Genomic DNA, 22,852 nt, shown 5'->3' with positions numbered 1-22,852 from the left:
CGTTCACCTAAATTGTGCGATCTGAGGCCGATCGCGTCGGCGGTTCGAACCCATTCTCCTGCTTGACATCGCATTCCGTTAGCGCTCACAATGCTCGATGAGCCCGTGCTGGCGCAGTTGAACACGGCGAGGTCGCTGAGAATGTGAGCCCTCACAACGCTGGCGACGCGTCGGCCGGACGCGGGCATCCTCCTGTCACACCAACAGAAAGTGAACGATGAAGATCACAACCAGAATGGCGGCGGTGGCGACCGCGCTGCTCCTCGTCACCGGCCTCGCGGCCTGCTCGAAATCGGCCGCATCCACCCCCTCGACGACCTCGTCGAAGAGCTCGGCGTCGTTGAAGGGGACGTTGACGTTCAACCAGACGAAGCTCGCCGAGCTCGACCAGAAGCTGAAGTCCGCGCTCCAGGGCAAGGACCTCTCGGCGGTCGACATCGCGATGGTCGTCAACGTCGCGGCCGACTACTGGAAGGCCGGGCAGGTCGGATTCGAGGCGGGCTGCAAGGACCTCGGCATCGCCGCGAACAAGTGCACCTACTTCGCCCCGCCGAGCGGCAAGCTCACCGAGCAGACGTCCGAGCTCGAGACGCTGAAGTCGCAGGGCGTGACCGGCTACTCGATCTCGGCCATCGACCCGACGTCGACCGCGAACACCATCAAGAGCGACATGGACTCCGGAATCTTCGTGCTGCCCATCGACTCGCCCCTGCCGAACACCGCGGCCGGCGGGCTGTACCTCGGCACACCCAACTACACGGCGGGATACCAGGCGGGCACCGCGATGAAGCAGCTGCTGGGCGGCAAGGGCAAGGTGGCGATCCTGGTCGGCTCGCTCACGGCATCCAACGCGGTGCAGCGCATCCAGGGATTCGAGGATGCCATCAAGGGCACGGGAATCACGGTCGCACAGAAGGTCAACGACAACCTCCAGGCCAGCACCGCGACGAGTGACGCCGAGACGATCCTCGCCAACAACCCCGACGTGAACGGACTGTACGGCGTGTACTCGTACGACGGCCCGGCTCTCGCCCAGGCTGTGACATCCGCAGGCAAGCAGTCCAGCGTCAGCATCGTCTCGGACGACTCGGACGCGCAGACGCTGAACTTCATCAAGTCGGGTGTCATCGGCGGCACCGTCGTGCAGATGCCGTACCAGCAGGGCTACACCGGTGCGTACATCCTGGCCGCGGAGAAGGTGCTCGGCAAGGATGCCACCGCGGCGATCCTGAAGCCGTACCTCGCCTCAGACGGCAGCACGCTCAGCTCCGGGGTCGGCCTCGTCACCAAGTCCGACCTCGCGGACTACCAGTCGCTCCTGAGCAAGCTGGGCATCGACTAGGCATGACGGACCACACCGCTCCCTCCGGCCGTGCGACCATCGCGCGGCTGGAGGGGGTCTACAAGGAATACGGGCCGGTACGAGTGCTCGATCTGCCCGAGCTCGAGCTGTTCGCGGGCCAGGTCGTCGGCGTCGTCGGTGAGAACGGCGCGGGCAAGTCCACGCTGATGGGCACCCTGTCGGGAGCCGTGCACCGCGACGGCGGAGAGATCACGATCGACGGCACGTCGCTTGCACCGGGCTCGACCGAAGCCGCGCAGCGACTCGGCATTGCGATGGTGTCGCAGGAGTTCCCGCTGGTCGGGCAGCTCTCGGTGGCCGAGAACCTCCTGCTCGGCCGGCGCCCCGACAAGGCGCGCAGCAGCTGGTTCGTCGACCGACGGGCCCAGCAGGCCGAGGCCGCAGCGATGCTCGCCGATATCGGGCTTTCCGCGGGCCGCATCGGCCTGGATCGCGACGTGCGCTCGTTGCCGGTGCCGACCAGGCAGATGATCGAGATCGCGAAGGCGTGGGGCCGCAAGCCGCGGCTGCTCATCCTTGACGAGCCCACATCATCCCTTGGCCCGGTCGAGGCGGAGACCGTGCTCGGTCTGGCCAGGCGGCTCGCAGAACGCGGGGGCGCAGTTCTCTTCATCGGGCATCGCCTCGACGAGGTTCGCGAGGTGAGCGACCGCGTGATCGTGCTGCGCAACGGGCGGCTCGTCGCCGACCTGTCGCCGCGGGAGGCTACCGAAGTCCGGTTGATCAAGGAGATGGTCGGAGGGGAACTCGAACAGGGCACACCGAAGGCGCCGCCCGCCGACGCACCCGTCTTTCTCCGCCTGGACGGGGTCACCGCCGACGGGCTCGGGCCGGTCGACCTGGAGGTGAAGGAGGGCGAGATCCTCGGGATCGCCGGGCTCATGGGCTCGGGCCGCAGCCGTCTCATCCACACCATCGCCGGGGCGCAGCCCGCGACCGGCGGCAGCATGACGCTGCACGGAGCACGCCACGCGCCTCGGTCGGCTCAGGACGGAGTCAACGCCGGCATCGCGCTCATCCCCGAGGACCGTAAGGAGCAGTCGCTGGTGCTGTTCGCCTCGATCGCCTCGAACGTGACGGTGTCCATCCTGCGCACACTCAGCAGGTTCGGGATGCTCGTGCCGCGCGCCCAGCGCACCGCTGGTGCGAAGATCGCGCGGGACGTCAACGTGCGCATGCAGAGCGTCGACCAGCCGATCGGCTCCCTGTCGGGTGGCAACCAGCAGCGTGCGATCTTCGGTCGCGCGTTCGCCACCAACCCCCGGCTGCTGCTTCTGGATGAGCCGACGCGAGGCGTCGACGTCGGCGCGAAGGCCGAGATCTACGGCCTCATCGATCGGGCCGCCGCCGAGGGGATGACCGTCATCGCGGCATCCTCCGAGCTCGAGGAGCTTCAGCTGATCAGCCATCGCATCGCCGTGATGAACCACGGGCGCATCGTCGCGGTGCTCGAGCGGAACGCCGCCACGAAAGAGGCGATCATGACCGCCGCGGCGTCCACCTCCCTCCCGGCGCCCACGGCTCCGGCATCCGAATTCACACCACTAGGAGAACCGGCATGACCGCCGCACCGAATCCCACCGCCACCCCGCCGAGTCCCGCGACCTCGCTTCCGAGCCCGCCACCGGCGGCCGCAAGTGCGCCCAGCGGTCGCGCCAACCCCTCGCTGCTGCACCGTTTCGCCGCATCCCCCGAGGCCGGCGTCGGCGTCGCCTGCGTCGTCGTGTTCGCGATCATCGCATTCGCGGCACCGACGTATGCCACGCCTGGCAACTTGCAGGTGATGGGGCGCGACCTGTCGCAGCTCGGCATCCTCTCCGTCGCCGAGGCGCTCGTGATCCTCACGGGAGGCATCGACCTGTCGGTGGGGGCGCTGGCCGGTCTCGCCGGGATCATCGCGGCGACGCTCAACGTTAACCTTCATCTGCCCGCCGTCGTCGCGATCGTGATGACGATCGTGATCTGCGCGCTCGTCGGAGCCTGGCACGGCCTGACGGTCACTCGGCTCAAGGTGCCGCCGTTCGTGATCACGCTCGTCACGTTCACAATCGCGCAGGGCCTCTCACTGGCCATCACGAGCGGAACCCCGGTGAACGGCATCGATCCGACGTTCAGCGACATCAGCGGATACTACGTGTTCGGCGTGCCCGTACCCGCGCTGTTCTTCATCGCGGTGGTGCTCATCGCCTGGTTCGTGCTCGAACGCACCTACGCGGGGCGGCAGATCTACGCCGTGGGCGGCAACCGGGAGGCCGCGCGGCTGGCGGGCATCCCGACCCGCCGGCGCATCTTCTCGATGTACGTCGCGGCCTCGGCCATCTCGGGCCTCGTCGGCATCCTGGTGATCGGACGGATGAACGTGGCCGACCCCTCCGTCGGGCCCGGCTGGGAACTCACGGCGATCGCGGCAGCCGTCGTCGGCGGCATGTCTCTGACCGGCGGAGAAGGCCGCATCCTCGGCGTCGCAGCGGGCGCCATTCTGCTGGAGCTCATCGCGAACGGTCTGCTCGCACTGCACGTGAGCCCCTACTTCCAGCAGGTCGTGCAGGGCGCAGTGCTGGGTGTCGCGATCCTGCTCGACCGGGTGCGGGCCCGCTACTTCGGCCGAGGAAAGGGCTGATCACGCGACAGATGGGCTCCGGGTACGGATACGGGGCCCATCGTCGTGCTCTCGGCTTATTCGCGTTCGTAGGGGTACTCGTCTCGGATGTGATGGCTGAAGTACTCGCCGAGGCTTTCCGCTGCCATGAGGCCGACGAAGACAACGGGCGGAACCTCGAAATAACGGTAGATCGAGCCGCTGGCGAACTCGATCTCGAGAGTGCGGGCATCCTCGTCGTATCCGACCGAACGAAGAACGCTGCTCCTGACGTGGTGGCGTTGCATGCGCCTGCCTCAGACCGGCCGGATCGCTACGGCGCCATGTCGTCGTGCAGCACGACGCGACTGAATTCGATGCCGCCATCGGGCATCCGCCAGTAGTGCAGTCGCCGCGCGGAGGGGGTGTTCCGCTCCACTTCGACGCGCACGCAGCGTGCGCCATCCCCGCGAACGACGGGCGGATCGTCGCCGCCGATTCCGCTGCGCAGCGCGTGCTCATTCCAGGAGTGGGCTGTACCGGGCGGCGTTGTGATGATGTCGACGAGGCGACGCAGCACCTTGTCGAACTGTGCGTCGTCGAGCTTGTCGAGCGAAGCCGCGAAGTCGGGGCCGAACATCCAGCGCCGGGAATCGGGGACGGGACGCGTTTGCTTGTCGGATGCCGGCACTCGCTCGACCCACGCGGAGAGCACCTCGTGACGTAGCCACGACTCGTCGTCGGGCCAATGCTTGCGGCGGGATGCCCGTGTCGGGGCATCCGCAGACGATGCCGAGCGTCGCGCCGCCCGCAGCTGCTTCTGGGTGGCGCGGAGCTGGTCAGTCAGGCAGATGCGAGCCGCCTCGACACTACCGAGATGGGCGGCGAGTTCGTCCTTGGTGAGCTCGAGCCGTTGAAGGTCGCCCCGCAGTCGCATCACCTCAGCGTTCGGGGTGCCGGCCGATCGGAGCTGCCGCTCGAGTTCGTGGATCTTCGCATCCCGCTCCGCGACCGTCTGCGTCAGCGTTTGCACGAGAGTCTTGCCGGTCGGGACCGGCAGGGTGGCCGGGCGTGCAGCCGGAGCCTGTCGCGGGCCGGGACCCGGGACGGCGTGGATCGGCGCGCGTCCGGGCGCGGCATCCGCTACAACCGCGGCAGACGTATCGCCGGGGTGCTCGGCATCGTCCGCAGCATCGGCAGACTCGGCATCGAACGAATCGGCCGCGATGCCGTCGGTGCTCTCGGAATCGGAGGCTTCCGGAGTTTCGCGCGCTGGAGCATCCTGAGCGGCCCGGTCACCGGCAGAAGGAAGCGGCCGGCCCTCCTCGAGCCACGTCGGGCCGTCGGCGGTGAGGGCGAGCGGCGGCACGATGGGCTCGTCGTCGTCCACGTCCCAGAGCGAGAGGTGGAGGGTGCCATCGGAGAGGTGTTGCACCCGCGCGGGCACGACGTCCCCGGGCGACAGCAGGCCGTCGGCGCGGTCCATCGGGTTGTGCGAGATGTCCCAGGTGGTGACGCTGTGGCGCAGGCGCGGATGCAGCGCGAGGCCGGCGCTGCGGGCATCCGTCTCGAGCACGAGCACGAGCGTCACTCCGTGGTGCGGGAAGCGTTCGGCGAGTTCGGCGTCGCTGGGCGTCGGCAGCTCGACGCCCAGCCGGTGCGACCCGCGATCGAGGATGCCCGTTACGCGCTGCCCGGGCACAACCACCCAACTGAGCGGGATGGGTGGATACGTGAGCTCCTCCGCGATCGCCGCCAGCTCGCCGCTGTCGAGGGCGACGATGGCGCGGGACCCGGTCACGCCCGTGACGGTGCCTGCGACGCGCACGGATTCGGCGGCCTGGGTCTCGACGAAGAGTCCGGCCGCGTAGGCGTGCGCGAGCGTGTCGGTGGCGAGTAGTTCGGTCGCGTGCGGATCGGGGGTGAGTCGTTCGGACCCCTTGCGTATGGCCGTCGACGGGAACCGCAGCATGCTCTCGGCGATCGTGGTTTCGCGCGAGAACCCGACCGGGAAGGAGCGGCCGGCCCCGCCGAAGACGCCGAGCTTCGGCGGCAGCAGGTCGCTGAGCCGGTGGGTGAGCGCGCCGGTCTCGATCGTGAAGACTCGCGCGACTGAACCGACCTGCGCGACGAGGGAGTCGACGTCGTGATGCGGATCGCTCGCTTCAAACGGTGTTGTCACCACCACCCACGGCTGCGCGCGGTGCTCGTCGTACAGTCCGCGGGCTAGCTCGTCGACGGCATCCGCTGTGATGATCGCGGTGAGTGCCGAGCTGCCGAGACGGCTGGGCGGCGGGTGTGGAGCGGGGTGCGCGTGCGGGGCTTCTGGATGCCTGACATCCGTTGACATGGCCTCTCGCGCCGCGAGACGCCTGGCCCGCTTGCCGACGGAATTCGCTGTCGTCACGGTGCCGCCTCCCGCCGTTTCCGCCACTGGACCCGGTGCGCATCGCCCGCCGAGAGGGAGGACGACTACATAGTCCACGCTACCCGTCGGGGCTGACAGCGATGGCTCGACTCGTTGTCGTACCCGCACATCCGTTCATGCGAATCCGCGAGTTCAATCGTGCGAATGGCTGACGTTTCGCTGGAGATACGCGATGGTGCGGTCGAGATTGAAACCGAGCGCGGCCATCGCCTCGAGGTAGCCGCTGGTGAGCGCTGCAGCTTGACGATGGGTTTCGTTGCCGGCGAGGTCTTCGGCGACGGTCGTGCCGTTTCGCCCCCGGGTCTCGAGGTATCCGGCCGCTTCGAGCTCCTTGTATGTGCGTGCCACGGTATTGGGAGCAAGGTCGAGGTCGCTCGCGAGCTGTCGCACGGGCGGGAGCCGGTCGCCGGGCGCGAGCTCACCACTGGTGATCTCCGCGATGATCTGCTCGCGCAGCTGCTCATACAGCGGGACGGGCAGCGAAGGGTCGATGGTCAGCATGGCGAAGCTCCCTTTTGTGCTGGTACGAACGTACCCGGGTACAAGCGCGGTTGCTGCTGAAGCGGAGGTCGAGGAGAAGTGTGAGTTCTCCATGCCGTTACCGACACTTATCTCGCTAAGTGTCGGTAAGGCTGTCGGCGCAGCGAAGCGAATCTCGGCTGCGCCGACGGTTGCGTTACTGCAGAGCCTCGAACACGGTCCCGTCGCCGAACGTCGCGACGCCGCCGGCGACAGATACCGGCACCTCGAACACGACGATCCCGCTGGCCTGCTGCCCGGCTCCGAGCGTCACCTGGGGCATCTGATTCGGTGCACCGTACTGTGCGGTGGCGTGCGCGTACACGCTCCCGTTGGAGTCGGTGAAGCTCGCGTCGTACGCGACGGTTCCGGCATCCACACCGGCATCCGTGGCCCGCACGTTGACGATGAACGCCACGTATTTGTTGCCGGCGGCGGGTGCCTCGTAGTCGTCGTAGCCCGTCCAGTCGCCGTCGAATCCGGTGATCCACTCGGTGTAGTTGGTCTTCGTGCCATCGAGACGGTTGGTGCTCTGCATAGGGGCTTGCGTGCCTGCCGGATAGGGATTGTCGAACGACTGTCCCTCCGTCGCCTTCCTCTGGGCCGCTGCCGCAGCATCGTCGGCCGACTTCTGCGATGCATCCGCCGAGTCGGTGTCACCGTCTTCGCACTGAATAACAGCGATGCTGGAGGAGTATTCGGATTCGCACTTATCGGCGATGGCCTGCTTTTTCTGTCGCGCCTTATAGGTGCTTTCGTCGGACTTTGCGGTGCGCAGGTCTCCCATGCGGCAATCCTCGCGCGCAGCGCCGGAGGTGAAGGCTTTGTGGCACTTTTCAGCGGTGATCTTGGCGATGGGCGGTGCGACCACGGTCTGATATGTCGCCACGCCGACGCCGGTCATGATGGCAAGCGCGACAATTCCGGTTGCGATGACAGACAGAAGACGTAGCCATTTGGGCCAGGCCCGGAACCCCGAATTCTTCGTGTCGTTCATTATTGTTCAGCTCCTCATCCTTTTTGGATGTTAGGCAGTTCAGGACTCGGCCGCGGGCCCCAAACAAGGGGCTGCCACGTGGTCGTGTCGGACGCGGAGGCGCACTGATCGATGCCCAGTGGCCGCGAACTGGCCAGCCCGAGCCGCCGCCTTCGTGGCCCGCTCGATTGCCTGTGTGCGGCCTCCGCGGCGGAGATGCGATCGACGACGGCTGGCGCCGGATCGTCGGTGGCCGTGATGACGGTGTGGAGCATGACTGCATCCCATGGTGCAAAGGCCGTGTCGTGAGGCCCGAACCGGCCGCGTTGCTGTGATGCGGCACCAGCCGAGTGGCGAATATTGCGGGATGCCGGGGCCACTGACATTCGCGCGAGCGGGTGCGTAGGTGTCAGTCGGGACAATTGTTACCGAGACTTAGGAGCATAAGTGTCGGTAACGCGATACACTCCTGACGCAACGTAGGAGGCCGCATGACACGGACAGCAGACTCCACGTGGCCGCAATTGAGCTACGAAGATCGTGCATGGAGGACGAGCTTCGGCCGTGCTGAAGTCTCCGGCCGGCAGTGGGCGGAAATGCAACGGCCCTATGCGGCCGCGGTCACCCCGGCGATTGCGGGCGAGAAGGTGACGCTGAGCCCTCAGCTGCAGGCGGACGCGGAGGAGGCATCTGTTCTGCTGTCTCGCTTCGACGCTCAGGCGGGCACCACGATGTTGCCCTTCGCATCCATCCTGCTGCGGAGCGAGTCTGCGTCGTCGTCGCAGATCGAGAACCTGAGCAGTAGCGCCCGCGCTGTCGCGGAATCAGAGCTCGGCGAACGCAACGACGGCAATGCGGCGCTGATCGTGCGCAACGTTCGCGCCCTTTCGTCAGCTCTCGAACTCGCCGACGACCTCAGCGACGCCTCCGTCATCGCCATGCAGGCGGCGCTGCTCGAAGACAGTTCCCCCGACAAGACCGGTGCGTACCGAACGGAGCAGGTCTGGATCGGAGGCAACGCCGTAAGTCCGCATCGTGCGGACTTTATTCCGCCGTATTTCGAGCGGGTGCCCGCCGCGATGCACGACATGCTGGCTTTCGCCGCGCGCACGGACGTCCCTGTCGTCGCACAGGCAGCGATCGCGCATGCGCAATTCGAGACGATCCACCCCTTCCTCGACGGCAATGGGCGCACCGGTCGCGCTCTGGTACAGGCGCTGCTGCGCCGACGCGGAACGACCACGAACGTCGCCGTGCCGGTCTCAGCGGGTCTACTGCACGACGTCGAGCGGTACTTCGGAGCGCTCACCGCCTACCGGCACGGTGACGTCGAGCCGATCGTGACCGTCTTCACGGATGCTGCGGGCACTGCCGTGCGCAACGGGAACCTGCTGCTCGACGACATCCGCGGCATCCGAAGTAGGTACGACGACGCGCTCGCCGAGCTTCGGGCCGACTCGGCGGCGCGTGCCGTCGCAGGGCTGCTGTTCGAACATCCAGTGGTGAATGTACGTCTGCTTCAAAACCGCTTGGTAATAGCAGATCAAACCGCGTACCGGGCATTGGATGCCCTCGTGAACCGGGGCATTCTGACGCTCGGCAAGTCGCGGAAGCGCAATCGGGTATGGGTTGCAGCGGACATAACGGATGCGCTCGACCGATTCGCCGAGCGGGCGGGGCGACGGGGACGGGTGTAGCGGCGCAAGGCTATGGAGCGCGCGAGTCCTCCGATCGCAGAGGTCTCTGCCCCTTATCCACCGAGCTGAAACTGACGGTGGCGATGTGCATTGCGGTCCGTCAAGGTCAAGCTGATCGAGGCTGCGGCGTGACGCCGACGGTGCCGCTGGAGACTCGGGGGCGCAGACATGTCGGTGGTCCTGTATTCACCGTGGCGGCCGAACCTAGGCCATGATCGGAATGTGCGAAGTCCGGAAGAGCAGGTGGCCATCCGCGAGGACGTGTTTCGCTGGCTCGACGACGTCTTCATCGGACATGGCGGCTACGAAATACGTCATTCGATTCTGCGCTCGTATACGTACCACGGAGAGCGGATCCCGCTCTTGGACCAAGGGCGCGGTATCCGAAACCCGGCAGACTTTTCATCGACGCTATCCATCATGTCCGGCTGGAAGTCGAATAAGTATCGCGACTACGAGGCCGACGATGGATGGGTGACATACGACTATCGGGCCGGTGATGGCGGCGATAACATCAAGCTGGTTCGGGCGTATGAGAATCAAGACCCGATCGTCTATTTTCGTGCAGTGAGCCAGGGGTATTACGTCCCCTACTATCCAATCACTATCGCGGAGAACGATCCGGTTGCGAGAGTTGTACGCTTCCCTCTTGATGAGGCCTTCATCGCGCTTGGTGACCCGGCGAGTTACACGCCAATCCAAAAACGCTACGCGGCTTCTCTCGTGCAGCAACGACTGCATCAACCGATTTTTCGGGCGCATGTGCTCCATGCATACGCCGGCGCGTGCACTGTCTGTGATCTTCGGCACGCGGAGCTCTTAGACGCTGCGCACATCATTCCGGACTCTGCGGAGCTTGGCGTTGCCGAAGTGACGAATGGTCTCGCGATGTGCAAGATCCACCATGCGGCATATGACAGAAACCTAATGGGGATCACCGCGGATTACGAAGTGCGTATCAACGATGATCTTCTCAACGAGATCGACGGGCCCATGCTTCGCCACGGTCTCCAGGACATGCACGGTCGGACGATCCACGTCCCAACTCGGCGGAGTGAGCGACCTTCACCGGAGCGTCTCGCCGAAAGATTTGAGCAGTTCTCTCTACGCTGATGTGCCGATCTCCTCGTGAAGTCGGAGCGAGGCCTGTGGTCGTGTCCGTCGTCGCTGCGGTCATCACCAACGGCGACCGCGTCCTCGCGTGCCGACGCAACGCCGATCGCGAGGCCGGTGGGCTGTGGGAGTTCCCCGGTGGCAAGGTCGAGCCCGGGGAATCGGCGCAGCAGGCGCTCGAGCGGGAGATCCGAGAAGAGCTCGGCGTGGGCATCCGTGTCGGCGATCTGCTGCATCGCGGAACCACGCCCATGAATGGGCGGCTCGTTGAACTCGCCTGCTATTGGGCGACGTTGACGGATGCCCAGCCCTCCTCGAGCACAGATCATGACGGCATCCGGTGGTTCCGCCGCGACGAACTGCACGAGGTGGAGTGGCCCGAGCCGGATCAGGCAGCCGTGGCGCTGCTTGCCGATGGTGCGTGGCCTCGGGGCGCCGTGGCCGGATGACCTCTCCGGCTTACGGAACCGCTCCACCGGCCGCATCGTGGGCCGAGCGGATCCCGGACGCCCGCCGCTCAGTCCATGCCGCCGCGGATCCAGTTCTGAACGCGCCAGATCACGTTGTACAGGTTCCACGGCGCCTCGTCGTACGTCTTCCATTCCTGGCCGACGCGGGTGGTCCACTCGGGAATGCGTCCGCAGCAGATGTGATGCCCGAACACACGGAACAGCGAATTGCACAGCACGGCCTTCATCACGAAGTCCTCTCAGCGATGGCCGGCCCCTGGGTGGGGCTAGCGTTGTCGTCTGCGCATGCTCGTACCGTACGCCAAAGGGCCGACGCTGCGATGCGGCATACTGTGGCCGTCATGCTTTCCGCACCCGTCGCATCCGAGATCCCTCTGCGCCGATGACCGGCCTCGACCTCACGGAAGCCGGCGATCTCGTCGACCGGATGCTCGCACTCGCCGACCCGCAGGCATCCGCGGGGCGCGTACTTCTCGGCATCGTCGGCGCGCCCGGTGCGGGCAAGTCGACGCTCGCGGACGCGCTCGCACAAGAGGCGACGCGTCGCGGACGTGCGCATAAGGTCGCGGTGCTCCCGATGGATGGATTCCACCTCGCCGATGCCGCACTCATCCGGCTCGAGCGTCTCGACCGTAAGGGTGCGATCGACACGTTCGACGGCCACGGACTCCTCGGGTTGCTGCGACGCATCCTCGACGAGCTCGACCACACGGTCTACGCGCCGGCGTTCGAACGCGACCTCGAACAGCCCATCGCGGGCAGCATCGCGGTCGAGCCGGCGGTGCGCTTCGTGATCGTGGAGGGCAACTACCTGCTCGATCTCGAGGAGCCATGGCGGAGCATCCGCTCTCTGCTCACCGAAGCGTGGTTCATCGAGACGCCGGACGACGTGCGACTGCCGCGGTTGATCGCCCGGCACGAACAGTTCGGCAAGAGCGCAGCGGATGCCCGTGCCTGGGTCGAGCGCGTCGACGAGGCGAACGCGCGACGCATCGCCGCCTGCCGCGATCGTGCCGACCTCATCGTGCCGCACTGACCGAAGTCGCCCGCTGATGCGGCCCAGCCCCTAGCCTCGGAGCATCCGTCCTGTGCCAGAGGAGGCCCCATGCGAAACCTGCGGATCGTCGACGTCGAGGTGCACAGGATCACCGGGCCGAATCCGCGGTACTCCGAGGGCGCGCATCCCGAAGGCGACCGCCAGCGGCAGGTGCAGGCCATCGATCTGTACGACGACGCCCGCGAGCCGCTGCGTATCGCGGCAGCGGATGCGCGTGAGCCGCGCACCATCTCGCTCTGCTACCTGCGCATCGTGGCCGACGATGGTGCGTTCGGGTTCTACGGGCCGGTCGATGAGCTGCCGGGCCGCGTCGTGCTCGACGTGTACCGCGACCTGCTGATCGGGCAGGATGCGCTGGCATCCTCCACGATCTGGGACCAGCTCGAACGCATCGACCGGCACAGCAGGCATGGTCTGCACAAGGCGGCAATCTCAGCGATCGACAACGCGCTGTGGGACCTGCGCGGGCGCGTGCTCGACGCGCCGGTGTGGCAGCTGCTCGGGGGAGGGTCGCGGCGGAGCATCCCCGCCTATGCGAGCATGCTCGGCACCCCGCTCGACGCGGCGACGATCGCGAACCGCGCCAAAGCCGTGCAAGCTGAGGGGTTCGCCGGCCAGAAGTGGTTCTTCGAACACGGGCCGGCCAGTGGTCCCAGCGGGCTCGCCGCCAGCGTCGACCTCGTGCGGCAGGTGCGCGAGGCCGTCGGCGACGACGAGCCGATCATGTTCGACGCGTATCACGGCTGGGATCTGCCGTTCGCCCGCACCTGGGCTCAACGCGCCGAGCAGTACCGTCCGGACTGGCTCGAGGAGGCTCTGCTGCCGAACAGGCACGCAGCGTTCGCCGAGCTGCGGCGGTCGACGAGCATCCCGCTGGCCACCGGCGAGCACGTGTACGACCGTCAGGAGGTGCTCGACCTCCTTCGCGACGGGTCGATCCAGGTGTTGCAGGCCGACCCGGAGTGGTGCGGCGGCGTGACGGAGCTGACCAGGATGGCCGCGCTCGCCGAGACCTTCGGCGTCGCGCTGATCCCGCACGGGCACGGCGTACACGCCGCGCTGCACGTCATCGCGTCCCAGTCGCCCGAGGTGTGCCCCAAGGCGGAGTACCTGCTGCGGCACATGCCGTTCCGGCATCACTTCGAGGCCGATGCCCCGGCTCCCGTCTCCGGCGCGTTCGCTCTGCCGACGGAGCCGGGCTTCGGCATCGAACTCGACGCATCGAAGGTCGAGCGCGTCGAGTTGCTGCCCACGCGCTGATCAGCGGCGCCTGAGGTGGGTCATGTCGGAGGGATGCTCGTTCCCCCCGTGCCGCGGCGCAGGACGATCGCACCGGGCATCCGTCGAAGCACGAACCGGAACAGCGGCTTCGCCAGGGCGGATGCCTCCACCGCATCCACGATGCGTGGCTCGGTCGTTCGCTGGTCGCGACCCTTCCACGTGACGACCGCGCCATCGGCTGCGACGACATTGCGCGCCCAGTTGGTCGTCGTACCCCATGGCAGGCCGATGAGGATGAGCGACTTGTCGCGCGTGGGCACGACGGCGATCGGCGTCGCGTACTCGGTGCCGCTTCGTCGTCCGCGGTGATGCACGATCGCCCAGAGCGGGAACCAACCTCGGCCGGCCAGTGCGCGTGCGATGGGTTCGAACCCGCGCTGCGCGGCCGGACGTCGCTTCTCCTCGGTCATGCGTCCAGCATGCGCCCCCTGCACATGCCGCGCACTAACCTTGCAACGGCGGCGTTCTGCGCGTCGCGCGAGACGAGGAGACCACGACAATGCCGGCCACGATGCACGATGTCGCCCGGCTCGCTGGCGTGTCGATCAAGACCGTGTCGAACGTGATCAACGACTATCCGCACATTCGCCCTGAGACGAAACAGCGGGTTGAGGATGCCATCGAGCAGCTCGGCTACCGGCCCAATCCCTCGGCGCGAAGCCTTCGCTCCGGGCGCACGGGCATGATCAGTCTCGTCATCCCCGAGCTGCGCAACGCCTACTTCGCCGAGCTTGCCGACTCGGTGATGCGCGTGGCGGCAGAGCACGACATGTCGGTTCTGATCGAGCAGTTCGCCGACGACCGCGAAAGCGAGCTCGCCGTGCTGCAGAAGCCGCGCACGGCGATGGTCGACGGCATCCTGTACAGCGTTCTTGCGCTGGAGCAGACCGATGTCGACGTGATCGACTCCATCGAGACGCCGCTCGTGCTACTCGGCGAGCGCATCTTCAACGGCCCCCGCGACCACGTGACCATGCAGAACACGGAGGGTGTTCGGGCCGCGACCGAGCACATTCTCTCGCTCGGAAAACGGCGCGTGATGGCGCTCGGCGCGCACCCGGGCGAGGTCATCGGTTCCGCGGGCTTGCGACTTGCGGGATACCGGCGGGCCATGGAGGCCGCTGGCCTCGAGGTCGACGACGATCTCATCGTCAACGTCGGAACATGGCATCGCAAGGACGGTGCCGAGGCGATGCGGGCGTTCCTCGCGAAGGGCGTCGACTTCGACTCCATCGTGGCGTTCAACGACACCCTCGCGCTCGGCGCGGTGCGCGTGATGCAGGAGGCGGGCATCCGCGTTCCCGACGACGTCGCAGTGATCGGTTTCGACGATGTGGACGAGACGCGGTACTCGATTCCGACCCTCTCGACGATCGATCCCGGCAAGGACGAGATCGCGCGCCGCGCCATCGAGATCCTGCTCGACCGCATCGAGAAGCACGGCAAGACCGTGCCTCCTGCACAGGAAGTGGACGTTCCGTTTCGGGTCGTGACCAGGGAATCCACCGGGGGCTGAGCACCAGTCGGTGACGGTTGGGCTGATGCCCCGGGCGCGCCATCCTCGATGTGAGATTCGGCGTGGGGGTCGGCGAAAACTGCGGCCGTTCCGCGCCTGAGGTGGACGGGACTGTGCACGCCGGGAGCGCGGGTGCCCGTTGCCAGATCGTGATCTGGCGCGTTTGACACGACCGGCCGAGCACCCGCAAGATACCTTCTACAACGTTATATACAACGTTGTAGAACGCATCCATCTCGCAACCGGCACCCGATCGATCGGCGCTGCGGGACGCGGACAAAGGTGTCAACACCTCGAAAGGGAATCCAATGAAGAAGCTCCTTGGAGTGGGCTTGGTGGCGGCGCTTGCTGCCGTTGCGCTCACCGGATGCTCGGGCGCGGGCAATGCGTCGTCGAGCTGCCAGAACACGATCGTGCACTCGAACGCCAAGCAGGTCACGATGTGGGCCTGGTATCCGAAGTTCAAGCCGGTTGTCGACCTGTTCAACAAGACGCACAAAGACGTTCAGATCTGCTGGACCAACGCGGGAGCCGGCGCTGACGAGTACAACAAGTTCACCACCGCGTCGAAGGCCGGCTCCGGCGCTCCCGACGTGGTGATGCTCGAGTCGGATGTCGTACCGAACTACATCGCGGACGGCTCCATCATCAACCTCAGCAAGTACGGTGCCGACACCGTCAAGAACAACTACTCGACCGGTGCATGGGACGACGTCTCGAAAGACGGCGCGAACTATGCCATCCCGGTCGACGGCGGCCCGGTCGGCATGCTGTACCGCCAGGACATCTTCGAGAAGTACGGCATCACGAAGGCGCCGACCACCTGGGACGAGTTCGAGGCCGACGCGCAGATCATCAAGACCGCCTCGGGCGGCAAGACGCTGATCACCGACTTCCCGGGCAACGGCGGCGCCTACCAGAGCGCGCTGTTCGCCCAGGCCGGATCGGCACCCTTCCAGCTCAGCGGCAAGGCGAACATCAAGGTGAACCTCAACGACGCCGCCAGCAACAAGGTGCTCAGCTACTGGGACGACCTCGTGCAGAAGAAGCTCGTCGGAACCGAAGACGCCTCTACCACCGACTACAACACGCACCTGGTCAACGGGACATACGCGGCGGTGATCGCGGCGGCCTGGCTGCCCGGCTACCTGCAGGGCTTCACCGGCGCGGACAAGAACGCGGTGTGGAAGGCTGCGCCGATCCCACAGTGGGATGCCGCCAACCCCACCCAGGTCAACATCGGCGGTTCGGCGTTCGCGGTGAGCAAGCAGGCCAGCGACCCGAAGGCGGCAACCGAGGTCGCCCGCGACATCTTCGGCACCCAAGCGGCGTGGAAGATCGGCATCGAGCAGGCCGCGCTGTTCCCGCTCTGGAAGCCCATCCTGCAGTCGGACTACTTCACCCAGAAGCAGTACTCGTTCTTCGGCGGACAGCAGATCAACCAGGATGTCTTCCTCAAGGCCGCGACCGACTACAAGGGCTACCAGTGGAGTCCGTTCCAGAACTACGTGTTCGACCAGCAAGGCGACGTGCTCGAAGCGCTGAACAAGGGCAAGACCACCTCGGCGGCGGCGCTGTCCACCTTGCAGTCCAAGGTCACCTCGTACGCCAAGCAGCAGGGATACACGGTCAGCCAGTGACCTGACGCGCCTCGCCCGGTCGCGCGACACAATGCGCGACCGGGCAGGCGGCATCCGATCGTAAAGGACTCGAACATGACCCAGACCGCTGCGCCCGCGCTGCGCCGCCCGAAGGTGCGACGCGACCCCGTCGCCGCCCGGCGCGCTCGATGGGGCTGGTTGTTCACGGCGCCGTTCGCCGTGCTGCTCGCCCTCTTTCTCATCATCCCGCTCGTCTACGCGTTCATCCTGAGCCTGCAGAACACGACTCAGGTCGGCGGAACGAGCTGGGTCGGCCTCGCGAACTACGCGAAGGCCTTCACCGATCCGCTGTTCCTCGACGGCGTGTGGCGGGTCGTGCTGTTCTCGGTCGTGATGATCCCGCTGCAGATGGTCATCGCCTTGATCGCGGCGCTGCTTCTGGATGCTCTCAGCTCGCGGTTCGGCAAGTTCTCCCGGCTGATGATCTTCATGCCGTACGCCGTTCCGGTCGTGATCGGCGCACTCATGTGGGGCTTCCTCTACAGTCCGAGCTTCGGGCCGGCGCAGGAGATCTTCGGCTGGTTCGGGCTGCATGCCCCCAGCTTCTTCGCCGACAACACGGTGTTCTGGTCGCTGACCAATATCGTCTCGTGGCAGTGGTCGGGCTATTACATGATCATCCTGTACGCGGCGCTGCAGGCGGTGGACCCGTCCATCTACGAGGCGGCGCGCGTGGACGGGGCCAATGCGTTCCAGGTCGCCGTGCGCATCAAGATACCGATGCTCACCTCGTCGCTCATGCTCGTGCTCGTGTTCGCGCTGATCGGCACACTGCAGTTCTTCAACGAGCCGCAGATGCTGCGCGGCATGTCGAACGGCTCGATCACCTCGCACTACACCCCGAACATCTACGCGTACACCGTGTCGTTCGGCTACCAACAGTTCAACTACGGCTCCGCGCTCGCCTTCGCGCTCGGCGTCGTGGTCTTCATCGGGTCGTACCTCTTCATGTTCGCGACCCGCGGCAAGAACGGATTGCTCAAATGACCACTGTGGCGCCCATCGCCGAGGCCCAGACGGAGAGAGCGGTGAAGCTTGCACCGCAGAGGGCCAGGTTCCAGCGCGGCGATCGCGGCGCCCGCCGTAGGCCGCGCGTCATCGTGCACGTCGCGCTCGTCGCGTTCATGGTCTACTTCGCGCTGCCGTTCTGGTGGCTCATCGTGGCCAGCTCGAAGAGCCAGGCCACCCTGTTCGACGGAAAGACGAGCCCCCTGTGGTTCGGTGGATCCTTCGATCTCTTCACCAACATCAACGCGCTCTTCACTTACTCCAACGGGCAGTACGCGCAGTGGCTGGGCAACTCGTTCATCTACGCGATCCTCGGCGGCGTCGGCGCAACGGTGGTGTCCGTGCTTGGCGGCTACGGGCTGTCGATGTACGCCTTCAGGGGACGGCGGATCTTCTTCGCCATCGTGCTCGGGTCCGTGATGATCCCGGGAACGGTTCTGGCCATCCCGCTCTTCATCATGATGAGCGGCGTGCACCTGACGAACACGATCTGGTCGGTCGTGCTGCCCTCGATGCTCAACCCGTTCGGCGTCTACCTCATGAAGGTGTTCACCGACGAGGCGATCCCGCTGGAGATGATCGACGCCGCGCGGGTCGACGGCGCGGGGGAGCTACGCATCTTCGCGCGCGTCGCGCTGCCGCTGATGCGGCCGGCGGTCGTCACGGTGCTACTCCTCGGCATCGTCGGCACGTGGAACAACTACTACCTGCCGTTGGTCATGATCTCGAACCCGAACCTCTATCCGGTGACAGTGGGCCTCGGTGCGCTGCAGGCGCAGGCGCAGGTCAATACGGGTGGCCAGTCGCTTTGGAACCTTGTGATCACCGGCGCGCTCATCTCGATCATCCCGCTCATCGTGTCGTTCCTGTCGCTGCAGAAGTATTGGCAGGGCGGGCTCTCGCTCGGAAGCGTCAAGTAACACCGCTCTCTTCATCCCAAAGGACATCCATGCTCGACGCCCGCATCTCGATCGACCGCTCAGCGGTGGTCGCACCCATCAACCGTCGCATCTTCGGATCGTTCGTCGAGCACCTCGGCCGCTGCGTGTACGACGGCATCTACGAGCCGGGGCACCCGAGCGCGAACGAAGACGGATTCCGTCTCGACGTGGTCGAGCTCGTGAAGGAGCTGGGTTCAACGACGATCAGGTACCCGGGCGGCAACTTCGTGTCGGGGTTCCGCTGGGAGGACTCGGTCGGGCCGCGGGAGAAGCGCCCCGTGCGCCGCGACCTCGCCTGGCACTCGCTCGAGACGAACCAGGTGGGCGTGGACGAGTTCGCCCGCTGGCTCAAACTGACGAACTCGGAACTGATGATGGCGGTGAATCTCGGAACCCGTGGCATCCAGGCGGCCCTCGACCTGCTCGAGTACAGCAACCACCCCTCGGGCACGGCGCTCAGCGACCAGCGCATCGCGAACGGCACCACCGAGCCCCACAACATCCGCATGTGGTGTCTCGGCAACGAGATGGACGGCCCCTGGCAGACCGGCTACATGTCGGCAGATGACTACGGCAAGCTCGCCGCACGCACCGCTGCCGCCATGAAGATGGCCGACAAAGACCTCGAGCTCGTGGTGTGCGGATCGTCGGGGTCATCGATGCCGACGTTCGGCGACTGGGAGCGCACCGTGCTCGAGCACGCCTACGAGCACGTCGACTACATCTCGTGTCACGCCTACTACCAGGAGCGCGGCGGTGACCTCGACTCCTACCTGGCGTCGTCGATCGACATGCAGTACTTCATCGACACCGTCGTGGCCACGGCCGACCATGTCGGAAACAAGCTGCGCAGCAAGAAGAAGATCAAGCTGTCGTTCGACGAGTGGAACATCTGGTACCTCGATGAGCACCGCGAATCCGACGAGGTCAACGACGAGTGGCGCTACGCGCCTCGTCAGCTCGAGGATGTCTACTCCGTCGCGGATGCCGTCGTGCTCGGCAACCTGCTCATCACGCTGCTGAAGAACCACGACCGTGTGGCATCCGCCTCGCTCGCACAGCTGGTGAACGTGATCGCCCCGATCATGACCGAGCCGGGCGGGGACGCCTGGCGGCAGACCACGTTCTTCCCGTTCTCGGTGACGAGCCGGCTCGCGCGCGGCGAGGTGCTCGTGCCGCGCATCGAGGCGGGCACCTATTCGACGGCCGTGTATGGCGATGCCCCGCTGGTGGATGCCGTCGCGACGGTAGACGACGACGCCTCCGCGGTGTTCCTCGTCAATCGCAGCCGCACCGACAGCACGACCGTGACCATCGACGTTCGTTCGCTGAGCGCGACGCGCGTGACCGAGGCTGTGACGCTGCACGACGACGACGTATACGCGAAGAACACGCTGCACGACCAGAACCGGGTCGGGCTGAAGGCGCTCGAGGGCGCGACGATCGCCGACGGAGAGCTCACCGTGACTCTACCGCCGGTGTCATGGTCGGCGGTCGCTCTCGGGTGACCGCGGCGGCAGGCATCCGCCTGCCGAGGGGAAAGTGGAAGGACAACGATGTTACGGAAACGCACCACCGCTCTGCTGGCCGCAGCGGCGGCGATCGCCCTGGGCGGAGCCGTGCTCGGCATGACCGCCGTGCCCGCGACTGCGCATCCGGCCGGCGCCCATCGGGTGCCGGTCAGCGGAGACCTGGATGTGCACGATCCGGCGCTCGTCGCCGGCCAGCACGGTCAGCCGTGGTTCGTGTACTACACGGGCGACGGGTCGATCAACGACGGCAACATCCGCATCAAGGAGTCGACCAACCAGGGGCACACCTGGACGGACATCGGCACGGTCTGGCAGACCAAGCCGGCGTGGATCACCCAGGCGGTGCCGAAGGTCGACAACCTGTGGGCGCCGGAGATCTACCAGCACGACGGAACGTACTACCTGTACTACGCGGCATCCAGCTTCGGATCGAACAACTCGGTGATCGCACTGGCGACCAACACCACGCTCGACCCGAACAGCCCGAACTACAAGTGGGTGGACCAAGGACCTGTGGTCACGTCGTCGACCTCCGACGACTACAACGCGATCGACCCGGCCGTCGTTCAGGACAAAGACGGCACACCGTGGATGGCGTTCGGATCGTTCTGGAGCGGCATCCGCATGGTGAAGCTGCAGTGGCCGAGTGGCAAGCGGGCGGATGACGCGGTGCCGCTGCGTATCGCCGACCGGCAGTCGCCGCCGAACGCGATCGAGGGCGCGACGATCATTCCGCACGACGGCAAGTACTACCTGATCGTCTCGCGGGACTTCTGCTGCCGCGGCGTGAACAGCACGTACAACATGGCGGTCGGTCGATCCGACTCGGTGACCGGTCCTTACGTGGACAAGAGCGGAACGCCGATGCTCGACAACGGCGGCACACCGCTGCTGTCGTCCAGCGGCAGCGAGATCGGACCGGGCGGCGAGTCGTATTCGAACGGATACCTCGCCTGGCACTACTACGACGCGAACAACAACGGCGCACCGACGCTGGCCCTCGCGAAACTCGGCTGGGGCGCCGACGGCTGGCCGACGTTGAACTGAGCGGGCTTCACGTGCCGGTTGAGCTCGTCGAAACCGAGTAAGCGTTTCGACGAGCTCAACCCGCGGACCGCATTCGTCAGCGGCTCCCGGCGGGCTGGCGGATCGCCGCGTTGATGCGGTTCCACACGTTGATGGTGCCGATCGAGAACAGCAGCGCCGCGATCTCGCGCTTGCTGAACACCGCAGAGACCTCGTTCCAGAGCTCGTCCGGCACCGCATCCGTCTTGTCCGCGACCCGCGTCACCGCCTCCGTGAACGCGAGTGCCGCGCGCTCACGAGCGGTGAAGTACGGCGCCTCGCGCCAGGACGCGACGGCGGCGATGCGCTCCTCGGAGGTGCCGTCCACCTCGCGCAACTCGCGCGTGTGCTCGACGGTGCACCACGAGCATCCGTTGATCTGGCTCGCCCGCAGCGTCACCAGGTGCAGGATCATCTCCGGGATGTCAGTGGATGCCGCGACCTTGTTCATCGCGGTGAGCGCATCCATGCCGCCCTCCAACAGGAATGCCGGGTGCGGCATGCGTGCCCGCACCGGCACGATCGCGTCGGCGTCAGAAGCGAGGGTGGTCTGCTGCAGCTGCGTGGTGTCGGTCATGGTCTGCTCCTGTTTCGTCTTTCGATGTCACACCGCCGGGGTTCCGGTGGTCATAACGGGGACGCCATGATTGACCCGCGACCGGAAGGAAACGTGACATGACCGACCAGGACTTCTTGGCCGCGCACTTCGAGGGGCACCGCGCACGCCTGCATCACCTCGCCTTCCGCATGCTCGGCTCAGACGCCGAGGCCGACGACGCGGTGCAGGAGACCTGGCTGCGGCTGTCCCGCACCGGCGGTGACGACATCGACAACCTCGGCGGCTGGCTCACCACCGCAGCCTCGCGCGTCTGCCTGAACATGCTGCGGTCGCGGGCGACCCGCGGCGAGACCGAGTACGAGGAGGCGCTGCCCGATCCGGTCGTCGAGCCGGTGCGTGCGGCAGGTGACCCGGAGGCATCCGCTCAGCTGTCGGACGCTGTGGAGACCGCGCTGCTGCTCGTGCTCGACAGGCTGAGCCCTGCGGAACGGGTCGCGTTCGTGCTGCACGACACGTTCGACGTGCCGTTCGAGCAGATCGGCGAGCTGCTGGAGCGCTCGCCGGAGGCCGTGCGGCAGCTGGCCAGCCGCGCGAGACGGCGGGTGCGCGCCGACGACAGCTCGTCGGATGCCCCGAGCGACTCCCGCGGCCGCCGCCTCGTCGATGCGTTCTTCGCGGCTGCACGCGATGGCGACTTCGACAGTCTGGTCGCCGTTCTCGCCCCGGATGCCGTGCTGCGGGTCGACGACGGCGTCTCGGCGACGACGATCGTGCGTGGCAACCAGCAGATCGCCTCGCGCGCCATGATGTTCGCCAACCCGCGAGCCGTGCTTCAGCCCGTGCTCATCGACGGACTGCCGGGCGTGCTCGTGTCCGTCGAGGGGCGGCCGGTGTCGCTGATGGCGTTCCGGGTGGAGGGGAGCCGGGTGCTCGGGATCGACGGGTACTCGGGGGAGCGGCTCGCGGGCATCCGGTTGCCGGCGTGATCGCCTGGCGCCGGGTGTCGGCGTCTCCGTCCCCAGCGGAAGCGAGTCACCGGGGATCGGACGAACGCGGGCGCGCCGGGCATCCAGTGCCCAGACGAGGTT

At 66.4% G+C, this 22,852-nt stretch carries 22 protein-coding genes; 15 read left to right on the top strand and 7 right to left on the bottom strand.

Annotated features, from left to right (window positions below; translation table 11 throughout):
• Window positions 1-217: 217 nt before the first annotated feature.
• Genes ACYVI5_RS04695 through ACYVI5_RS04685 form a run of 3 tightly spaced genes read left to right on the top strand, consistent with a single transcriptional unit; the run spans window position 218 to window position 3,983 of the window.
• Complete coding sequence (locus ACYVI5_RS04695; RefSeq protein ID WP_460579202.1) at window positions 218-1,342, top strand: substrate-binding domain-containing protein; 1,125 nt, start codon at window positions 218-220, stop codon at window positions 1,340-1,342.
• 2 nt (window positions 1,343-1,344) lie between these two features.
• A complete protein-coding gene (locus tag ACYVI5_RS04690; RefSeq protein WP_460579201.1) occupies window positions 1,345-2,925 on the top strand; it encodes a sugar ABC transporter ATP-binding protein in 1,581 nt (526 codons plus the stop codon).
• Window positions 2,922-3,983 carry an ABC transporter permease gene (locus tag ACYVI5_RS04685; protein ID WP_460579200.1) on the top strand — a complete coding sequence of 354 codons (1,062 nt, stop codon included), beginning with the start codon at window positions 2,922-2,924 and terminating at the stop codon, window positions 3,981-3,983. The genes ACYVI5_RS04690 and ACYVI5_RS04685 overlap by 4 nt, the downstream gene beginning before the upstream one ends.
• Before the next feature lie 56 nt (window positions 3,984-4,039).
• On the opposite strand, the gene ACYVI5_RS04680 is transcribed toward ACYVI5_RS04685, so the two are convergent.
• From ACYVI5_RS04680 to ACYVI5_RS04665, 4 genes are all read right to left on the bottom strand, one after another.
• Window positions 4,040-4,249, bottom strand: coding sequence for a KTSC domain-containing protein (locus ACYVI5_RS04680; RefSeq protein ID WP_460537886.1), 210 nt, complete (start codon window positions 4,247-4,249; stop codon window positions 4,040-4,042).
• Window positions 4,250-4,275: 26 nt separating this feature from the next.
• Window positions 4,276-6,348, bottom strand: coding sequence for a hypothetical protein (locus ACYVI5_RS04675; RefSeq protein WP_460579199.1), 2,073 nt, complete (start codon window positions 6,346-6,348; stop codon window positions 4,276-4,278).
• Window positions 6,349-6,501: 153 nt separating this feature from the next.
• Window positions 6,502-6,870 (bottom strand): GntR family transcriptional regulator, encoded by a 369-nt coding sequence (locus ACYVI5_RS04670; protein ID WP_460579198.1) that lies wholly within the window; start codon window positions 6,868-6,870, stop codon window positions 6,502-6,504.
• Window positions 6,871-7,045: 175 nt separating this feature from the next.
• Window positions 7,046-7,885: a DUF4352 domain-containing protein gene (locus ACYVI5_RS04665; RefSeq protein WP_460579197.1), complete on the bottom strand. Its 840-nt coding sequence runs from the start codon at window positions 7,883-7,885 to the stop codon at window positions 7,046-7,048.
• Between the two features lie 470 nt (window positions 7,886-8,355).
• Here ACYVI5_RS04665 and ACYVI5_RS04660 point away from each other — a divergent pair, with 470 nt between their 5' ends.
• From ACYVI5_RS04660 to ACYVI5_RS04650, 3 genes are all read left to right on the top strand, one after another.
• Complete coding sequence (locus tag ACYVI5_RS04660; protein WP_460537890.1) at window positions 8,356-9,561, top strand: Fic family protein; 1,206 nt, start codon at window positions 8,356-8,358, stop codon at window positions 9,559-9,561.
• Window positions 9,562-9,804: 243 nt separating this feature from the next.
• Entirely contained in the window at window positions 9,805-10,674 is an 870-nt protein-coding gene (locus tag ACYVI5_RS04655) for an HNH endonuclease (protein WP_460579196.1), read from the top strand.
• Window positions 10,675-10,715: 41 nt separating this feature from the next.
• Entirely contained in the window at window positions 10,716-11,123 is a 408-nt protein-coding gene (locus tag ACYVI5_RS04650; protein ID WP_460579195.1) for a (deoxy)nucleoside triphosphate pyrophosphohydrolase, read from the top strand.
• Window positions 11,124-11,191: 68 nt separating this feature from the next.
• On the opposite strand, the gene ACYVI5_RS04645 is transcribed toward ACYVI5_RS04650, so the two are convergent.
• Window positions 11,192-11,371, bottom strand: a complete 180-nt coding sequence (locus ACYVI5_RS04645) for a hypothetical protein (protein ID WP_460579194.1) — start codon at window positions 11,369-11,371, stop codon at window positions 11,192-11,194.
• 155 nt (window positions 11,372-11,526) lie between these two features.
• On the opposite strand from ACYVI5_RS04645, the gene ACYVI5_RS04640 reads away from it, so the two are divergent.
• Window positions 11,527-12,180: a nucleoside/nucleotide kinase family protein gene (locus tag ACYVI5_RS04640; protein ID WP_460579193.1), complete on the top strand. Its 654-nt coding sequence runs from the start codon at window positions 11,527-11,529 to the stop codon at window positions 12,178-12,180.
• Between the two features lie 69 nt (window positions 12,181-12,249).
• Window positions 12,250-13,461, top strand: a complete 1,212-nt coding sequence (locus tag ACYVI5_RS04635; protein ID WP_460579192.1) for an enolase-like domain-containing protein — start codon at window positions 12,250-12,252, stop codon at window positions 13,459-13,461.
• A gap of 20 nt (window positions 13,462-13,481) precedes the next feature.
• Here the strand turns inward: ACYVI5_RS04635 and ACYVI5_RS04630 are convergent, their stop codons facing one another.
• Entirely contained in the window at window positions 13,482-13,892 is a 411-nt protein-coding gene (locus ACYVI5_RS04630; protein WP_460579191.1) for a nitroreductase family deazaflavin-dependent oxidoreductase, read from the bottom strand.
• A gap of 89 nt (window positions 13,893-13,981) precedes the next feature.
• On the opposite strand from ACYVI5_RS04630, the gene ACYVI5_RS04625 reads away from it, so the two are divergent.
• The 6 genes from ACYVI5_RS04625 (at window position 13,982) to ACYVI5_RS04600 (ending at window position 21,187) form a co-directional block, all read left to right on the top strand.
• Window positions 13,982-14,998, top strand: coding sequence for a LacI family DNA-binding transcriptional regulator (locus tag ACYVI5_RS04625; RefSeq protein ID WP_460579190.1), 1,017 nt, complete (start codon window positions 13,982-13,984; stop codon window positions 14,996-14,998).
• A 308-nt stretch (window positions 14,999-15,306) separates the two neighbouring features.
• Entirely contained in the window at window positions 15,307-16,638 is a 1,332-nt protein-coding gene (locus ACYVI5_RS04620) for an ABC transporter substrate-binding protein (protein WP_460579189.1), read from the top strand.
• Window positions 16,639-16,713: 75 nt separating this feature from the next.
• Window positions 16,714-17,646: a carbohydrate ABC transporter permease gene (locus ACYVI5_RS04615; RefSeq protein ID WP_460579188.1), complete on the top strand. Its 933-nt coding sequence runs from the start codon at window positions 16,714-16,716 to the stop codon at window positions 17,644-17,646.
• Complete coding sequence (locus tag ACYVI5_RS04610) at window positions 17,643-18,587, top strand: carbohydrate ABC transporter permease (protein WP_460579187.1); 945 nt, start codon at window positions 17,643-17,645, stop codon at window positions 18,585-18,587. Before ACYVI5_RS04615 ends, ACYVI5_RS04610 begins: the two co-directional genes overlap by 4 nt.
• A 29-nt stretch (window positions 18,588-18,616) precedes the next feature.
• On the top strand, window positions 18,617-20,116 hold the full coding sequence (gene arfA, locus ACYVI5_RS04605) for an alpha-N-arabinofuranosidase (protein ID WP_460579186.1): 1,500 nt from the start codon (window positions 18,617-18,619) through the stop codon (window positions 20,114-20,116).
• A gap of 48 nt (window positions 20,117-20,164) precedes the next feature.
• Window positions 20,165-21,187 (top strand): arabinan endo-1,5-alpha-L-arabinosidase, encoded by a 1,023-nt coding sequence (locus ACYVI5_RS04600; protein ID WP_460579185.1) that lies wholly within the window; start codon window positions 20,165-20,167, stop codon window positions 21,185-21,187.
• Between the two features lie 76 nt (window positions 21,188-21,263).
• Here ACYVI5_RS04600 and ACYVI5_RS04595 read toward each other — a convergent pair whose 3' ends face one another.
• Window positions 21,264-21,782 (bottom strand): carboxymuconolactone decarboxylase family protein, encoded by a 519-nt coding sequence (locus ACYVI5_RS04595; RefSeq protein WP_460579184.1) that lies wholly within the window; start codon window positions 21,780-21,782, stop codon window positions 21,264-21,266.
• Between the two features lie 98 nt (window positions 21,783-21,880).
• Between ACYVI5_RS04595 and ACYVI5_RS04590 the strand changes: the two genes are divergently transcribed.
• Window positions 21,881-22,750 (top strand): sigma-70 family RNA polymerase sigma factor family protein, encoded by an 870-nt coding sequence (locus ACYVI5_RS04590; RefSeq protein ID WP_460579183.1) that lies wholly within the window; start codon window positions 21,881-21,883, stop codon window positions 22,748-22,750.
• Window positions 22,751-22,852 lie beyond the last annotated feature (102 nt).

The sequence above is a fragment of the Humibacter ginsengisoli genome (assembly GCF_054780095.1).
Note: the sequence above shows the minus strand (reverse complement) of the source record. Positions and strands in the feature narration are given on the sequence as shown.